At 68.6% G+C, this 13,930-nt stretch carries 14 protein-coding genes and 2 pseudogenes; 12 read left to right on the top strand and 4 right to left on the bottom strand.

Going from position 1 to position 13,930, the window contains the following annotated elements; translation table 11 throughout:
- Positions 1–13: 13 nt before the first annotated feature.
- Positions 14–598, top strand: coding sequence for a hemerythrin domain-containing protein (locus G6N14_RS12550; RefSeq protein ID WP_085134345.1), 585 nt, complete (start codon positions 14–16; stop codon positions 596–598).
- A gap of 47 nt (positions 599–645) precedes the next feature.
- Here the strand turns inward: G6N14_RS12550 and G6N14_RS12545 are convergent, their stop codons facing one another.
- Complete coding sequence (locus G6N14_RS12545) at positions 646–1,536, bottom strand: manganese catalase family protein (protein WP_085134344.1); 891 nt, start codon at positions 1,534–1,536, stop codon at positions 646–648.
- A gap of 156 nt (positions 1,537–1,692) precedes the next feature.
- Between G6N14_RS12545 and G6N14_RS12540 the strand changes: the two genes are divergently transcribed.
- A complete protein-coding gene (locus G6N14_RS12540) occupies positions 1,693–2,871 on the top strand; it encodes an alcohol dehydrogenase catalytic domain-containing protein (protein WP_085134343.1) in 1,179 nt (392 codons plus the stop codon).
- Positions 2,872–2,932: 61 nt separating this feature from the next.
- Here the strand turns inward: G6N14_RS12540 and G6N14_RS12535 are convergent, their stop codons facing one another.
- Entirely contained in the window at positions 2,933–3,586 is a 654-nt protein-coding gene (locus G6N14_RS12535) for a cutinase family protein (RefSeq protein ID WP_234808803.1), read from the bottom strand.
- A 443-nt stretch (positions 3,587–4,029) separates the two neighbouring features.
- Between G6N14_RS12535 and G6N14_RS21365 the strand changes: the two are divergent.
- The 7 genes and pseudogenes from G6N14_RS21365 to G6N14_RS20550 all read left to right on the top strand — a co-directional run.
- Positions 4,030–4,260 (top strand): annotated as a pseudogene (locus G6N14_RS21365) (hemophore-related protein); the annotation flags it as partial.
- A 194-nt stretch (positions 4,261–4,454) separates the two neighbouring features.
- Positions 4,455–5,336 (top strand): Rieske (2Fe-2S) protein, encoded by an 882-nt coding sequence (locus G6N14_RS12525; protein WP_163787154.1) that lies wholly within the window; start codon positions 4,455–4,457, stop codon positions 5,334–5,336.
- A 328-nt stretch (positions 5,337–5,664) separates the two neighbouring features.
- Complete coding sequence (locus tag G6N14_RS12520) at positions 5,665–6,234, top strand: type 1 glutamine amidotransferase domain-containing protein (RefSeq protein ID WP_085134339.1); 570 nt, start codon at positions 5,665–5,667, stop codon at positions 6,232–6,234.
- Positions 6,234–6,575, top strand: coding sequence for a hypothetical protein (locus tag G6N14_RS12515; protein ID WP_085134338.1), 342 nt, complete (start codon positions 6,234–6,236; stop codon positions 6,573–6,575). Before G6N14_RS12520 ends, G6N14_RS12515 begins: the two co-directional genes overlap by 1 nt.
- 54 nt (positions 6,576–6,629) lie before the next feature.
- Positions 6,630–8,088 (top strand): annotated as a pseudogene (locus tag G6N14_RS12510) (aminotransferase class I/II-fold pyridoxal phosphate-dependent enzyme).
- Positions 8,089–8,124: 36 nt separating this feature from the next.
- Positions 8,125–8,685: a hemerythrin domain-containing protein gene (locus G6N14_RS12505; protein ID WP_085134378.1), complete on the top strand. Its 561-nt coding sequence runs from the start codon at positions 8,125–8,127 to the stop codon at positions 8,683–8,685.
- Positions 8,685–8,840: a DUF6131 family protein gene (locus G6N14_RS20550; RefSeq protein ID WP_165756871.1), complete on the top strand. Its 156-nt coding sequence runs from the start codon at positions 8,685–8,687 to the stop codon at positions 8,838–8,840. The genes G6N14_RS12505 and G6N14_RS20550 overlap by 1 nt, the downstream gene beginning before the upstream one ends.
- A 51-nt stretch (positions 8,841–8,891) precedes the next feature.
- On the opposite strand, the gene G6N14_RS12500 is transcribed toward G6N14_RS20550, so the two are convergent.
- Positions 8,892–9,830: an esterase family protein gene (locus tag G6N14_RS12500; RefSeq protein ID WP_085134337.1), complete on the bottom strand. Its 939-nt coding sequence runs from the start codon at positions 9,828–9,830 to the stop codon at positions 8,892–8,894.
- 277 nt (positions 9,831–10,107) lie between these two features.
- On the opposite strand from G6N14_RS12500, the gene G6N14_RS12495 reads away from it, so the two are divergent.
- Positions 10,108–10,812 carry a cutinase family protein gene (locus G6N14_RS12495; RefSeq protein WP_085134336.1) on the top strand — a complete coding sequence of 235 codons (705 nt, stop codon included), beginning with the start codon at positions 10,108–10,110 and terminating at the stop codon, positions 10,810–10,812.
- 114 nt (positions 10,813–10,926) lie between these two features.
- Here the strand turns inward: G6N14_RS12495 and G6N14_RS12490 are convergent, their stop codons facing one another.
- Positions 10,927–11,352 carry an STAS domain-containing protein gene (locus tag G6N14_RS12490; RefSeq protein ID WP_085134335.1) on the bottom strand — a complete coding sequence of 142 codons (426 nt, stop codon included), beginning with the start codon at positions 11,350–11,352 and terminating at the stop codon, positions 10,927–10,929.
- A 280-nt stretch (positions 11,353–11,632) separates the two neighbouring features.
- On the opposite strand from G6N14_RS12490, the gene G6N14_RS12485 reads away from it, so the two are divergent.
- Both G6N14_RS12485 and G6N14_RS12480 read left to right on the top strand, forming a co-directional pair.
- The gene (locus G6N14_RS12485) at positions 11,633–12,646 is read left to right on the top strand and encodes a glycosyltransferase (RefSeq protein WP_085134334.1); all 1,014 of its coding nucleotides are present in this window, start codon (positions 11,633–11,635) and stop codon (positions 12,644–12,646) included.
- The gene (locus G6N14_RS12480; RefSeq protein ID WP_085134333.1) at positions 12,643–13,869 is read left to right on the top strand and encodes a glycosyltransferase; all 1,227 of its coding nucleotides are present in this window, start codon (positions 12,643–12,645) and stop codon (positions 13,867–13,869) included. Before G6N14_RS12485 ends, G6N14_RS12480 begins: the two co-directional genes overlap by 4 nt.
- Positions 13,870–13,930: the final 61 nt, after the last annotated feature.

The following is a 13,930-nucleotide window of genomic DNA, read 5'->3' as shown; positions in this document are numbered from 1 at the left end:
GGAGGGAAAACCCATGGACGCATTGAGCTTTCTGCGCGCAGACCACGAAAGCGTATTGGGCATGCTGGAGGTTCTCGACGGCGCGCCGCGCGGCGACGGTGCGCAGCAGAGCGGGTTGGGGACCATGGTCACCAACCTGGTGATCGCCGAGTCCCAGCACGAGGCGGTCGAGGAGCAGCTGTTCTGGCCTGCTGTCCGTGCTGCGCTCGACGGCGGAGACCATCTGGCCGACCACGCCATTGCGCAGGAGGAGGCCGGCAAGCAACTGCTGCAAGAGCTGGAGAACGGCCACCCCGGCGAGCCCGACTTTCACCGTGCGCTCGAAGAATTCATCGTCGCGGCCCGCGAACACATCAGTTACGAGGAGACCATGGTGTGGCCGCGATTCGCTGCGGCGGTCGGTGCTGAGGACCTCGAGAAGCTGGGCGACAGACTGCAGGCCGCGAAGAAGATCGCCCCGACCCGGCCGCACCCCAATGCCCCGTCGGGAGGCCTGGCCCAGAACACGGTGGGCTTGGCCGCCGCCGCCGCCGACCACCTGCGCGACCGGCTCAGCGGCCGGGCCGCCGACAACCCGCCCGACGCCCCCAAGAGCTGAACCGGCGCCTCGCCGAGGCGCGCTTGGGGGCGGCGGGCGGGTAGAGGTTACGTTGTGGCGCTGTGCTGTTCGTGCGCAAAGGGCTTCTCGGCGTGGACCGCGGGGCTGCCCTCGGGGTTGTCCTGCGGGCCGCGGTTGCGTCGAACGGAGCCGTCGAGCCAGTCGCGAGTCGGCGTCTGGATGTACTCCCACTCCATGCCCTGCGGCCACGGGCCCTGGCCCTGATTCCAGGGGCCGCGGCTGGACTCCCCTTCGGAGAGGTTGAACGCCACATTCTGGAAGCGGTCGTCGCCCGGCGCCTGACCGGGTGGGAAGTTGACCGGCAACTCGTTGAGCGCTGCGGTGAACTGCTGGAAATGGGTGACTTCGCGAGTCATCAGAAAGGTCAGGGTGTCCTGGACGCCGGGGTCATCGGTGAACTGCTTGAGGTATTCGTAGACGACCTTGGCCCGCGACTCGGCGCCGAGGTTGCTGCGCAAGTCCACGGACGGGTCGCCGTTGGCGTTGATGTAGGCGCCGGTGAACGGGGTGCCCGCGGCGTTGCTGACGTGCGGCCCCCCACCGGTCTCCACGAAGTGCAGCGGATTGAGGGCGACCTGGTGCAGGAGCTGCTCCCGACCGTCGTTGCTGGCCACCGCCGGCATCCAGTTGCACAGCTCGTTGGCATTCTTCAGATCGTCGTTGAGGCCGTCGAGCAGCATGGTGATCAGCGAACCGACCATCTCGAGATGGCTCAGCTCCTCGGTGGCGATATCCATGAACAGGTCGTACATCTTGGGATTCTTGCGGCGCAGGATGAACGCCTGGGTGAAGTACTGCATCGCCGCCTTGAGTTCGCCGTTCTCGCCACCGAACTGCTCCTGCAACAGCCGGGCGAATCGCGGGTCCTGCCGCTCCACTCGGACCTCGAACTGCATCTCTTTGTTGTGTACGAACATGGTGACTCCCTCGGGCAACGCTGGATTGTTCCCTGCGGCTTACCCGCCTGCGCCACCGCCAAACCTCGCGGTGCAGAACGGCGAAAGCGCGTGGGCAACGGGTTTGCATCGTGGAGTCCGGGGGTAGCCGGGCGGTGACACAATGGAGGCGACCTTATGCGGGCAGTCACATGGCAGGCCAAGCGCAAAGTCCAGGTCGATACCGTCCCGGACCCGAAGATCGAGCAGCCCACCGATGCCGTCATCGAGGTGACGACCACCAATATCTGCGGGTCCGATCTGCACCTCTACGAGGTGCTCGGTGCGTTCATGGACCCCGGCGACATCCTCGGGCACGAACCGATCGGAATTGTGGTCGAGGTAGGACGAGAGGTAAGCAACCTCAAGCCGGGCGACCGGGTGGTCATCCCGTTCCAGATCGCCTGCGGCAACTGCGGCATGTGCCGCGGCGGTCTGCCGACCCAGTGCGACACCACCCGGGTGCGTGATCAGGACACCGGCGCGGCGCTGTTCGGGTATTCCAAGCTCTACGGCCAGGTGCCCGGCGCGCAGGCGCAGTACCTACGGGTGCCGCAGGCTTCCTATACGCACATCAAAGTGCCTGAGGGTCCGCCGGACTCCCGCTTCGTCTACCTCTCGGATGTGTTGCCGACCGCGATGCAGGCCGTGGAGTACGCAGCGATCCCCGACGGCGGTTCGGTGACGGTGCTGGGACTGGGACCGATCGGTGACATGGCGGCCCGGATCGCCGCTCACCAGGGGGCCCGGGTGATCGGCGTGGACCGGGTGCCCGAGCGGCTGGGGCGGTTGGCTCGCCGCGGCATCGAAGTCATCGACATGCGCGAGGTGTCTGACCTCGCCGCGGTGATCCGCGACAGGACCGCGGGGCAGGGGACCGATGCGGTGATCGACGCCGTGGGCATGGAGGCGCACGGCTCCGGTGGCGCCAAGGCCGTGCAGCAGCTGAGCTCGCTTCTGCCGGATGCCGTCGCCGGGCCGTTGATCAGCAAGGCCGGTATCGACCGGCTGGCCGCGCTGCACTCGGCGATCGAGATCGTGCGTCGCGGCGGCACCATTTCGGTGGTCGGTGTCTACGGCGGCAAGCTCGACCCGCTACCGATGTTCACCCTGTTCGACAAGCAGATCACGCTGCGGATGGGGCAGGCCAACGTCAAGCCGCGGGTCGACACCCTGATGGGGTGGCTGACCGACGACGACCCCCTTGGGGTCGACACCTTCGCCACCCACGAACTGTCGCTCGAACAGGCCCCTTACGCGTACAAGATATTTCAGGAAAAGCGCGACGGCGCCGTGAAGATCACGCTCAAGCCGTAGGGCTGTCGATCGCCGCGCCGGTTGCTCGCCTCGCCCCGAGTCACAGCGCTCGCCCCGCGAGTCACAGCGGCTGCCCCGGCGGTCCTGCCGGTGGCAGGAGGCGGCTCACCGCGAAGTCTGCCGCCTGGGCTGTCATCCCGTTTGCCGCATACGCCGCGTGCGCGCTGCCGTCGCCGCCCTGCGAACAGATCGGATCGCCGGGCGCACACAGGTCGATCGTCTTGGCGGCGTAGGCCGGCCCGACCGCCAGGGCCGGCGCCCCGAGCGAATTCAGAAACTCCAGTGACGGCTTGCCCAGTAGCGCGACGGCAGAGACGTGGCCTGCGGCGTCGGGCGGCAATCCCTCGCCAAGCCCCCCGGCTGCGGGTTCGGTCGCATACCCGATCAGAGCCGCGCCGCGCGAATATCCGCCGAGCACGAGTTGCGTAGCCGGGCACCCGGCCGTCATCTCCCGGATATGGCGGGAGGCGTCGGCGACACCGGCGGCCGACGGGCCGAACTCGGGCACCGCGGGGAAGTCGACCGGGTAGACACCCACGGCTCGTCCCCAGGTGCGCCAGCGCAGGGCGTCGATGAACTGCTGGCCTATCCACCCGACTCCGGGCGGCTCACCCGTACCGCGGGCGAAAACCACCTCGACGTCTGGACAACCCGCGGCAACCGCGGGGCCGGGGGAAGTCCAGCCCAGCACGGCTCCGCTCGCCAGACCCGCCACAGCGAGGACTCGAGTAATCACAGCAAAGGGTCCGATACCCACTGCGACGGGCAGGCAAACCGTGGTTTAGCCCGGGCGAAAACGGCAAGCCTAGTTCGGTGCCGTCGTCGACGGAACACGAGTGGGAGGGGAATTCCATGATCACAACGTCTTTGGCCAGGCTTGCCGCCACCGGTGGCATGGCGCTGGCGTTGGCGGCCGGCACCGGACTGGCGAACGCCGAGCCGACCCAGCCGGGCGTCCCCGGTGTCCCGGGCGTCCCTGGTGTCCCTGGTGCCCCCGGTGTTCCGGGCCCGGGCACCCCGGGGCAACCCGGCATCCCCGGCCAGCCCGTTCCGCCGGGCCAGCAGATGGTTCCGCCGGGTCAGCAGGGTGTGCCGCCGGGTCAGCTGAACCCGCCCGGCCAGCCGGGAGTGCCCGGCCACTGGTCGCAGCACCCCGCGGTGAACACCACGTGCAACTACTCCCAGGTGGTCGCGGCGATGAACGCGCAGTCTCCGGAAGCGGCAGCACAATTCAACGCCGCACCCATGGCACAGGCGTTCCTGCAGAACTTCCTCAACTCGCCGGCCCCGCAGCGTGAGGAGATGCTCGAGCAGGCGCAGGCGGTGCCCGAGGCGGCGCAGTACGTCAACCTCGTCGGTCCCATCGCCAAGACGTGTGACAAGTACTGACTGACTTCCTAGTCGACCGGGGCCGGCACCGCCATCGCGGACGGGCCAAACGGGGGATCGCCCCTTTGGCGGGGGGAGACGCGATGGTGCGGTCGCGGACGGGTTGACCGTGGCGGCACCGTCGCCGCCGCGGTCGCCCCACAGGCGGTATTTACGGCCGGACAGACGCGGCCATATCGATGATCGGAGGGGACATGCCCAAGCAATCGACGGCCACAGTGCTGGCCCGGCGCCTGACCGAGGCCGTGGAACGCGCAGGCGTTCTGGATACCCCGGCTCAGCTGGCCGCCGCCCGAGTGCGTCGGCTGGTCGGGCGGGGCAGGCTCAAAGACCTCATCAGCGGAACCGCACTGGGGCATCCCGCCCATCCGCCGATGACCAGCCTGGTTATCGGCTCGTTTCTGTCTGCGCTGCTGCTGGACGTGCTGGCCCCGCGTTCCGGTTCGGCGGCGGCCAACCGGCTGACCGCCGTCGGCATCGTTGCGTTCGCGCCGACAGCCATCACCGGTATCAGCGACTGGGCCGACACCGAACTGTCCGATGAGGCGGTCCGGCGGGTGGGTCTGGCCCACGCCAGCGCCAATTCCGGCGCGCTGCTGCTCTATGTTGCGTCGCTGGTCAACCGGCTACGGGGCAGGCGACTGCGCGCTGCATCGCTGGGCCTCGGTGGCGCCCTCACCCTGGGCCTGGGCGGCTACCTGGGCGGCCACCTGGCCTATGCCCGCGGCGTCGGCGTCAACCAGACGGCGTTCGATCCGGGCCCGGCCGGCTGGACACCTGTGCTCGACAGTGCCGAGCTCGTCGAGGATCGCCTGCTTGCCGCCCATGCCGACGGCACACCGGTGTTGCTGCTTCGCCACGGTGGACGGGTGTTGGCCATCCACGACCGTTGCGGGCACCGTGGCTGCCTGCTGAGCAAGGGTGACTTGGACGGCACCGTGGTGACCTGCTCGTGCCACGGCTCACGCTTCGACATCAGCGACGGGACGCTGCTCCGCGGGCCGGCCACCGGTGATCAGCCGGCGCTGGAGTGCCGTGAGGTCGGTGGCCGGATCGAGGTGCGCGCAGCGCCGTGACCGCGGCAAGCATCGCTAGCGTCTAACGCCCACGGCCACCCGTGGCGCTCTGTCTGACGCCGGGGCCCGGCATCCACGGGTACCGACACCCATGGGGCTGCGGACCGGGCCGGCCCGGACGGTAGGCCGGCCCGGCGGTCAATGCCCCGCAGCGCCGCGTTGGTGTGCGGCTGTCGGGTGAACTCGCCCGCACTCGGCCCGTCCCTTCATGACTGGCGGGATACCCCCGCAATTGCACTGCTACACCACCCTTTCCGTTTCCGTGCCCGGCGGCCCGGGTATGCCAGCCGGTACGGGGCAACCGCCCGGAGCATGCGAGGGGGAGATCATGTCCAGACCACTGGAGGGCCGACGGGTCGCATTTCTGGTGGCGCCCGAGGGCGCCGAGCAGGTCGAGCTGACCGAGCCCTGGCGCGCGGTCACCGAGGCAGGTGGGCGGGCAGAGCTGGTGTCCACCGACGCCGGCCCGGTTCAGGCGTTCAACCATCTGGACCGCGGAGACAAATTCACCGTGGACCGCCAGGTCAACGCCGTGTCGGCGGACGACTTCGACGCGCTCGTCCTGCCGGGCGGGGTGGCCAACCCCGACCAGTTGCGCATGCAGGAACGGGCGGTGGCGTTCATCCGGGAATTCTTCGACGCCGGCAAACCTGTCGCGGTCATCTGCCACGGCCCCTGGACGCTGGTGGAAGCCGGTGTCGTCCGCGGCAGGCAGCTCACGTCGTGGCCCAGTCTGCGCACCGACATCGTCAACGCGGGTGGCCAGTGGGTCGACCGGGAGGTGGTTCGCTGCGACGGCGGGCCGTCGGTCCTGGTGTCGAGCCGCAAACCCGACGACCTGCCCGCGTTCTGCAGCGCGCTGGTCGAGGAGTTCGCGGTACGTGGGGCGCGGTTGTAATGGCAGAGCCGATTGCTGCCGAGACGGATAATCGCCGAGCCCGGCTGTGGGTCAACTGGGTCGCTGCCCTGCTGACCGTCGCGGGTGCCGCTCTGGTCATGGTGTTCGCGACGGGGGCGGTGCTCAGTACGGCCGCCTGCAGCACCGGAACCTGCCCCGACCTCGGGCCGAGCGGAGCGGTCTTCGGCGTGCTCTATTACGGCGCTCCGGTGATCGCCGCGCTGACCGTCCTGGCGTCGTTCTTCACGGCGGGCCGACGCCGCGGATTCCTGGTGCCGGTTGCCGGTTGGGTGCTGCTGACCGCCGATCTCCTGGCGCTGCTCGTCGCGTTCCGGCGCTGAACGGGCCCGCGCCCGCCGGTTACCGGTCGCCTTGCCTGGGTATGCGTCACCGCTATGGATCAGCGCCGGGCACCCGTACTGGAAGCTTTGGCCGACTACCAACGCAAGGATCGGTACGGGTTCAGCCCGCCCGGACATCGACGGGGCCGCGGGGCCGATGCGTAGGTGCTCGCCGCGCTGGGCAGTGATCTCTTCGCGGCCGACGTGCTCGCGCGCGGCGGTTTGGACGACCGGCCGGCGCGCGGCGATATCCTCACCGACCCCGAGCAGCTCATGGCCGAAGCGGTTGGCGCCTCGGCGGCCTTCTTCTCCACCTGCGGCAGTTCGCTGTCGGTGCGGGCCGCGATGATGGCGGTGGCCGGCACCGACGGCGGACTGCTGCTGCCGCGCGACAGCCACAAAGCGGTGGTGGGCGGGCTGATCTTCTCCGGTATCGCACCGCGTTGGATCGCCCCGCGCTGGGATACCGAGCGGCATCTGTGCCATCCGCCGTCGCCCGGACGGGTCGCCGACGCCTGGGAGAAGAACCCCGATGCCGCGGGAGCCCTGGTTGTCAGCCCCTCGCCGTACGGCACCTGCGCGGACCTGGCTGCCATCGCCGAGATCTGTCATCGCCGGGGCAAGCCGCTGATCGTCGATGAGGCATGGGGGGCTCACCTGCCCTTCCACGAGGACCTGCCGACCTGGGCGATGGACGCCGGCGCCGACGTTTGCGTGGTCAGCGTGCACAAGATGGGGGCCGGCTTCGAACAGGGCTCGGTGTACCACGTCCAGGGTGATCTCATCGACCGGGATCGGCTCCGGGCGTGCGCCGACCTGTTGATGACCACCAGCCCCAGCGTGCCGATCTACGCGGCGCTCGACGGCTGGCGACGGCAGATGGTGCGACACGGGCATGAACTGTTGGACGCCGCATTGACGTTGGCGGCCGACGTGCGCGGTCGCGTCGGCGAGATCTCCGACGTCGAGGTGCTCGACGAATGCGTTGCTCGGCACAGAGGCCTCGCACGATCTGGACCGGTTGCAGGTGCTGATCGATGTGTCGGCCACCGGTACGTCGGGCTACCAGGCCCGGGACTGGTTACGCGAACACCGTTGCCTTGATGTCGGATTGGCCGATCATCGGCGTGTGCTGGCCACTCTGTCATTCTCCGACGATTCCAGCACCGCTGACCGGCTGCTGGATGCGTTGCGGGGGTGGCGGAGCGCCGCGGCGTGTTTCGAGCCGCCGGCTCCGATCTGCCTGCCCTCGCCGCGGGACCTGCAGCTGGATTCGGTGCAGCTGCCCCGAGACGCCTTTTTCGGCGCCACCGAAATGGTCGCCGCATCGCGGGCCGGCGGGCGCATCGCGGCAGAGCAGATCACGCCGTATCCGCCCGGAGTGCCGGCGGTGGTGCCCGGTGAGCGACTCACCCCCGCGGTCATCGATTATCTGCGCTCGGGGCTGTCAGCCGGAATGGTGCTGCCCGACGCCACCGATTCGACACTGGAGCACATCCGCGTGGTGGCCTAGGGTTTTGCCCCCTGCCGGTGGGGGTAGCCAGTGAACATGGCACACAAGACTTTGCACGGCCCCATTGATGTCGTTGACTTCCTCACCGAACAGCATCACCGGATCAAGGCCCTGTTCGACGAGACGCTGCGGGCTGCCGGCGGCGAGCGCGACGAGTCTTTCGTTCGGCTGCGCCGCCTGCTGGCCGTTCACGAGACGGCCGAAGAGGAGATCGTGCACCCGCGTGCCGCCCACGAACTCGAGGACGGCCGCAGCATGATCCAGGCGCGCCTGGCCGAGGAGAAGCAGGCCAAAACGACGCTCAGTGAACTCGAGGACGTTGACGTCGATTCGGAGTTCTTCACCGAGAAGCTCCGGGAACTGCGCGACGAAGTCGTCGACCACGCCGAGCACGAAGAGCGCGAGGAGTTCGCAGGACTGCGCAGCGAACTCAGTGACTCCGAGCTCAAGCTGCTGGAGCGTGCGGTCAAGCTCGCGGAGACCATCGCACCGACGCGACCCCATCCCGGGGTGGAGGGCGCACTGGCCAATGCCTTCGTCGGGCCGTTCGCCTCGATGATGGATCGCGCCCGTGACGCGATCCTGGGGTACGACTGATGATCGGCCTCGGACTGCTGCTCCTGATCCTGGGACTGGTGTTCGGCGTCTACGTGCTCTGGGCGGTCGGGATCGTCCTCCTGGTCATCGGGGCCGTGCTCTGGCTGCTCGGTAGAGCGGGACGGCCGGTCGGCGGCAGACGGCACTGGTACTGACCGCCCCTTCTGGGGTTGCGCGGCTAGCGAGCGGCTAGCGCGGCGCCGCCGTCACACCCGCCCGCCGGCGCCCAGCGTGCTCTGCATGTCCGGCTTCATGGCCACCAGTTGCGCGTTCCAGTAGCCCCAGCTGTGCACTCCGTTGGTGTCGATGTTGAACGTCGCGTTGTGGCCGCCCGCGCCGGTGTAGGCGTCGCGGAAGGCGACGTTGCTCTGCATGACGATCTGTTCGATCACCTGGCCGGGAAGGCTTCCCTCGCCGATGATTTCCGACGGTGTGCCGTTTCCGCTGTAGATCCACAGCCGAGTGTTGTTGCCCGCCAGGCGCCCGGCCTGCACCGTCGGATCGTTGCGTTGCCAGCCGGCGCTGCCCGAGGGGCCCCACATGTCCTGCGGGTTGAAACCGCCCTCATCGTTCATCGCCATGCCGATCAGCGTGGGACCGTTGCCGCTCGACGGTGTCAACAGTGCTGAAAGCGATGCTGCGTAGGCGAATTGCTGCGGATGGTAGGCGGCCAGCGTCAGCGCTGAGGACCCGGACATCGAGACCCCCACCACCGCGTTTCGGGTTGAACGCACGCCTTTGCCGGACAGGAAGCTGGGCAGCTCGCTGGTCAGGAATGTTTCCCATTTGTAGGTCTGCCCGTTGGCCGAGCCGTACCAGTCGGAGTAGAAGCTGGAGCGCCCGCCGACCGGCGCCACCACCGACATTCCCGAACCGCTGTATTCGCTGAACGCGGGCGTGTCGATGTCCCAGCCGCTGCGATCGTCCCGGGCCCGCAGACCGTCGAGCAGGTAGACCGCCGGCGCACCGCCGCCCTGGAATTGCACAGGGATGTTGCGGCCCATGCTCGCCGACGGAACCTGCAAGAACTCGGGACCGGCCGCGGCCGCGGGCCCAGAGGCCGCGCCGAAGCCGATCACGGCGGGCAGCAACGCCGCGGTGAGCGCGACTCCCCGATGCCGGCGGTGCATTGTGCTTTTCGACATATTTTCTCCCCTTTTCCACGCAGACCCGATGCCAAGGCCCGGCGGCCGGGTGTGCGAGAGGGGAGAAAGTCGACACAGGGCCCGTGAGGCTTGGTTTGATCCGCTGGCATACCAGACACCACGGATCGCTGCCCTTCCGTCTGAAGGCAGAGACCTGACCTACCTGTCTTAACAAAGCAGGGGGCCGTTGTCCAGTGGTGCTGCGAAAACCGTGGCCGCCCATAAAACTTTGGCTCGGCCGGTTTGAGTGGGTCCAGAGGTGGTTACCTCCATCGACATGTTCGCGCCTACCTGTCTCGGTTCCCTTGCCCCGCTGGCGATCGCGGTATCCGCGGCTGGAGCATCGGTGCTGCTCGGCCCCGGTGCTCCCGGGGCGGGCGCCGCTTCGTGCCCCGATACCGAGGTGGTCTTTGCCCGGGGGACCGGAGAAGCGCCCGGCGTCGGCCCGACCGGACAGGCGTTCCTCAACGCGCTGAACGCACGCCTGGGAACCAGCCCGGCCGTCTACGCGGTCAACTACCCGGCCAATGATCACTGGGACACCGGGGTGGATGGCATTCGTGACGCGGGAGCGCACGTCGTCTCCCGGGCCACGGCCTGCCCCAATACCAAGATGGTGCTGGGCGGTTACTCCCAGGGCGCCGCGGTGATGGGCTTCGTGACGTCGGCTCAGGTCCCCGACGGGGTGGACCCCGCCACGGTGCCCAAGCCGCTGGATCCCGACGTCGCCGAGCATGTGGCAGCCGTGGTGCTGTTCGCCATGCCCAATGAGCGGGCGATGAACTTCCTCAACGAGCCCGCGGTCGTGATCGGCCCCCTGTATCGGGCCAAGACGCTGCAGGTGTGTGCGCCGGAGGATGCGGTGTGTTCCGACGGTATGAACTTTGCCGCACATGACAGTTATGCCGGGGCCGATGCCTCGATGGTTCAGCAGGGAGCGGACTTCGCCGCCCACCAGCTGGCGCGGGGCCGGGTCGGATAGTTAGCACGGGGGAGACCCCGCGGCTCATGGCCGGTCGGCGAGCGGATCCTGGGCCGCAACGACATTCGCTCCGAAGCGGCAGCCGTTGGCCGCCGACCTCGGAGCGAAGTGCACTCAGGGGCGCCGGCCCAGGTTCTGCACGCCCGCCAGGGCCTCGTCCAGCGACGACGAGGTCAGCAGGGCCTGCGTCGGGTCGCAGATGCGCAACAGGCGCGCTACCGCCGCGCCGGGGACCGTCGTGCAGTGGACGCTGGTCTGAGCGCATCGTTCGGCAATGGTCCGTAGCGCCGAGAAGCCTGCGACACCAAAGAAATCCAGGTTGTCGAGGTCCAGAACCAACCATTCGCAGTAGCGTACGCATTGCTGCACGTAGTCGGCCAGTTGGCCGGCGTTGGCGGCGTCGAGTTCGCCGCCCACGGTGACCACGGCACCGCAGCGTCCCCAGCGGGTGACGGAGCGCGCGGTGCGGCTTTCCCAGGTATCGGATGGGGGAGGGGCGTGCGGCGGGGACGCCGAGTCGACGGTTTTCAAAGCGGGCATGGGGATTGCTCCATCAGTTAAGTCTCATACTGTGGATCGCGTCGATGCGAGTTACACCTTCACGGATGAGATGCAGGGAGGAAGCCTCCCTGGCGAGCGTGGGTGACGCGTCTTTCCGGGTGGCTGTTAACTCAACCTGCTAGTCAACCTACGCCGATATTCGCCGCTCTGCAACGATTCGGTAACGGCGCTTATGGCAGCGCGCCCCGATTCCGTTGCAGCAAACCGCTTCCCCGGTGCGTTCGTGTTTGACCGCCGCAGGTCGGGGTAAAAGCCGGTAATGGCATTTGCGCAGACCACCCCGCGTTGCATCCTGGTCTGGCATGTGCACGGCTCATGGATGGATTCGTTTGTCGCGGGTCCGCACCGCTATCTCATTCCGGTCAACGCGCCCCGTGCTCCCGACGGGCGGGGGTGTTGCGGCCGGGACTGGCGGAACGCGCATGAAGTTCCCGTGGGCGCCCTGCGCGAGCGGGAGATCGACTTGGTGGTGCTGCAGCGGCCGCACGAGCTGGAACTGGCCGCACGCCTCCTGGGCCGTCGCCCCGGAGTCGATGTCCCCGCGGTGTACGTCGAGCACAACACTCCTCGGCCGTTTGTGGTGGAGAGCCGGCACCCGATCGCGGACCGCGACGACATCCCACTCATCCACGTCACCGCTTTTAACCAGCTGATGTGGGACAACGGTCGGGCGCCGACCATGGTCATCGATCACGGGATCGCCGACCCGGGCCATCTGTACACCGGCGACATTGCGGCCGCAGGTGTTCTGATCAACGAGCCGCTGCGGCGGTGGCGCACGGTGGGTGCCGACCTGCTGGGCGTGCTGGGCCAATCCGCGCCGGTCGACGTGTGGGGCATCGGCACCGAAGCCCTCAACGAGCCGGCGCATCGGTGCGCCGGCGTGGTCGGCCGTGGCGACTTGCGGTCCGACCAGCTCATGAAAGAACTGGCGCACCGCCGGGTGTATCTGCATACCGCGCGCTGGACCTCGTTGGGGCTGTCGCTACTGGAAGCCATGTTTCTGGGAATGCCGGTGGTGGCGGTGGCCGCGACCATGGCCCCGCTGGTGGTGCCGCCCGAGGCGGGTGTGGTCAGCGCCGACCTCGACACGTTGGGGGCCGCGCTCCGCGGCCTCATCGCCGACCGGTACCTGGCCGAGGTGGTCGGCAAGGCGGCCCGCAACTACGCCATGGAGCACTTCGGCCTTGATCGCTTCCTGCACCAATGGGACCGGGCCATCGAGGCGCAGTGCACGTCCGCGGGCGGCGGTACCGGGGGAGGGGTGCAGTGAAGGTCGCCATGGTGTCCGAACATGCCAGTCCGCTCGCGGCACTGGGCGGGGCCGATGCGGGCGGCCAGAACGTCCACGTCGCCGAACTGTCGGCGGCGCTGGCCCGCCGCGGTCACGATGTCGAGGTCTACACCCGTCGAGACAACCCCGAGCTGCGCGAACGCGTGCGCACCGACCGGGGTTACACGGTGGTGCACGTGCCGGTGGGGCCGCCGCTGCCCGTGCCAAAAGACGAACTGCTGTCCTACATGGTCGGCTTCGGTCGCTACCTGGACGCGCAGTGGGAGCGCGAGCGGCCGGACATCGCGCATGCGCACTTCTGGATGTCGGGGATCGCCGCCCAGCTGGCCGCCAAACGCCGCCGGGTGCCCACGGTCCAGACCTTTCACGCGTTGGGCGTGGTGAAGCGGCGCCACCAGGGCAATCGCGATACCAGCCCGGCCGAGCGGCTGCGGCTCGAGGCCCGCGTCGCCGAAGATGCGACCTGGGTGACGGCCGGCTGTACCGACGAGGTTTTCGAGTTGATGAGACTGGGCCGGGACCGATTGCGGATCTCGGTGGTGCCCTGCGGCGTCGACGTGGATCGGTTCACTCCCCGCGGTCCGGTCGCGCCCCGCTCGGCGCGACGGCGCATCGTCGCGGTCGGCCGGTTCGTCCCACGCAAGGGATTCGACACGCTGATAGCGGCGTTGCCCCGCCTGCCCGGCGCCGAGTTGGTGATCGCGGGGGGCCCCGAGCGAACCGATCTCGACACCGTGCCCGAGGCACGACGGCTGTTGGAGCTGGCCGCCGATCTCGGTGTTGCCGAACGAGTCTCGCTGTGCGGTTCGGTGGCCCGCAACGATATGCCGGCCCTGTTGCGGTCCGCAGATGTCGTGGCATGCACACCGTGGTACGAGCCTTTCGGCATCGTTCCGCTGGAAGCGATGGCCTGTGGGGTGCCGGTGGTGGCGTCGTCGGTGGGCGGCATGCTCGACACCGTCGTGCACGACAAGACCGGCCTGCTGATACCACCGAAGGATCCGGTGGCCTGCGCCAACGCGATCGGCGCCATCCTGGGGAACCCCCGCGCAGCGGAAGGCTTCGGGGCCGCCGGACGCGAACGGGCCCGGTCGAGATACTCCTGGGATCGGATCGCCGGCGACACGTTGCGGGTCTACCAACGGCTCCTGCCGGCCGTTCCGTCGGCCCGCAGGGTGGCCCATGCGCCCGGCTCCCGGTGAGCCCTGACGTGCCAGCCGATGCCAGAAGTAGTTGCCCCGTCGGCCTCAGCGGAGGAACATG

The organism is Mycolicibacter hiberniae (genome assembly GCF_010729485.1).
GTDB classification, from domain to species: domain Bacteria; phylum Actinomycetota; class Actinomycetes; order Mycobacteriales; family Mycobacteriaceae; genus Mycobacterium; species Mycobacterium hiberniae.
Note: the sequence above shows the minus strand (reverse complement) of the source record. Positions and strands in the feature narration are given on the sequence as shown.